Consider the following 1,446-nt stretch of genomic DNA (forward strand, 5'->3'; position numbering starts at 1 on the left):
ATATAGATAATAATGAGTTTTTTAAGTTTGAAGGTTTTAATCGGTTTGGTAGCTTTAGCAATCATAGGGATTTTTTAGATGAATTTAATGAGAAAATAAATGATAATTTAAAATACAGAATTGACAACTTATGGCTAAATAGAAATTTTGGACATAGTATGGATTTTGTAATTCATTTTTCTGATAAAAATGATAAAGAAGAATTGAGATTTGCACTTGAAAATCTAGGTAAAAGTAATGCGGATAAAAATAAACTGTATTTTAGAGGTCAAGCATATTCTAACTGGGCTTTAAGACCAAGTATTGCAAGAACAAATAAGCTTTTAAATAACGAAAATGATCTTTTCCATAAGATTTTAGCTTTAAAACCAAACGATTTTAAAAATGATAAAACAGATTATGAACGACTTATAACTATGCAACACTATGGACTTCCAACAAGACTCTTGGATGTGACAAGAAACCCTTTAATTGCTTTATATTTTGCTTGTAGTAATTTAGAGAGAAAAATGCAGGATGGTTTGGTCTATATTTTTGAAGAGAATAAACAAAATGTTTTTTTAAATCCTGATGATAATCAAGTAGAAGAGTTGACAACAATTGTAAAAGCAGATCTCGGCATGGTTAAAATTGAAGGAAAAGAACATCTAAATAATAACCATTTTATCAGAGGTATCGCAAAAAATAAAAGGATAGATAATCAAAGTGGAGATTTTATTTTTGTAGGTATTGATAAGAAAGATCCTAATGAAAAAAATCATTCAAAAGAAAATAAAAATGTTGAAAAACTTGTTTCAAAATATTTAATACTTGACTATGATGTGAAAAAATTACTAATTGATGATTTGGAAGTGATGAATATTCATGCTGGTTCAGTTTATCCAGAGCTTAATGGTATGACTAATTATTTATTGCATAAGTATCAAGATTAAAAGGTTTAATATGGCTAAACAATCAGAATATTTTATGGAAAAAGAGCTGATAAGACAGCTTGAAAGTTTAGGATATAGAAGAGTTTCGATAAAAGATGAAAATGATTTGCTCTCAAACCTAAAAAAACAGCTTGAAAGACACAATAATGTCGAGCTCTCTATGGATGAATTTAAAAAGATTTTAAATCATCTAAATGATGGTGGAATAGTCCAACGAGCATTTATACTAAGAGATAGATTTCCACTACAAAGAGATGATGGTACGACAAAGAGAATACGATTTTTCAATATGGAAAAATGGTGTGAAAATGAGTATCAGGTCACAAATCAAATAACGATAGAAGGTGCATACACAAATAGATATGATGTAACTATACTTATAAATGGTCTTCCTCTTGTACAAATAGAGCTTAAAAGAAGTGGAGTGGCTCTTAAAGAAGCATTTAATCAAATAAACAGATACCAAAAAGATAGCTTTTGGGCTAGTCATGGACTTTTTCAATATGTACAGATG

At 28.4% G+C, this 1,446-nt stretch carries 2 protein-coding genes; both read left to right on the plus strand.

Annotated features, from left to right (window positions below; translation table 11 throughout):
• Positions 1 to 932 (plus strand): FRG domain-containing protein (locus CJD30_RS11625; protein ID WP_294919337.1); only part of this gene is annotated, 932 nt, incomplete at its 5' end.
• A gap of 10 nt (positions 933 to 942) precedes the next feature.
• On the plus strand, positions 943 to 1,446 hold a 504-nt coding region (locus tag CJD30_RS11630), incomplete at its 3' end, for a type I restriction endonuclease (protein ID WP_294919340.1).

The organism is Sulfuricurvum sp. PD_MW2 (assembly GCF_002633015.1).
Taxonomy (GTDB): domain Bacteria; phylum Campylobacterota; class Campylobacteria; order Campylobacterales; family Sulfurimonadaceae; genus Sulfuricurvum.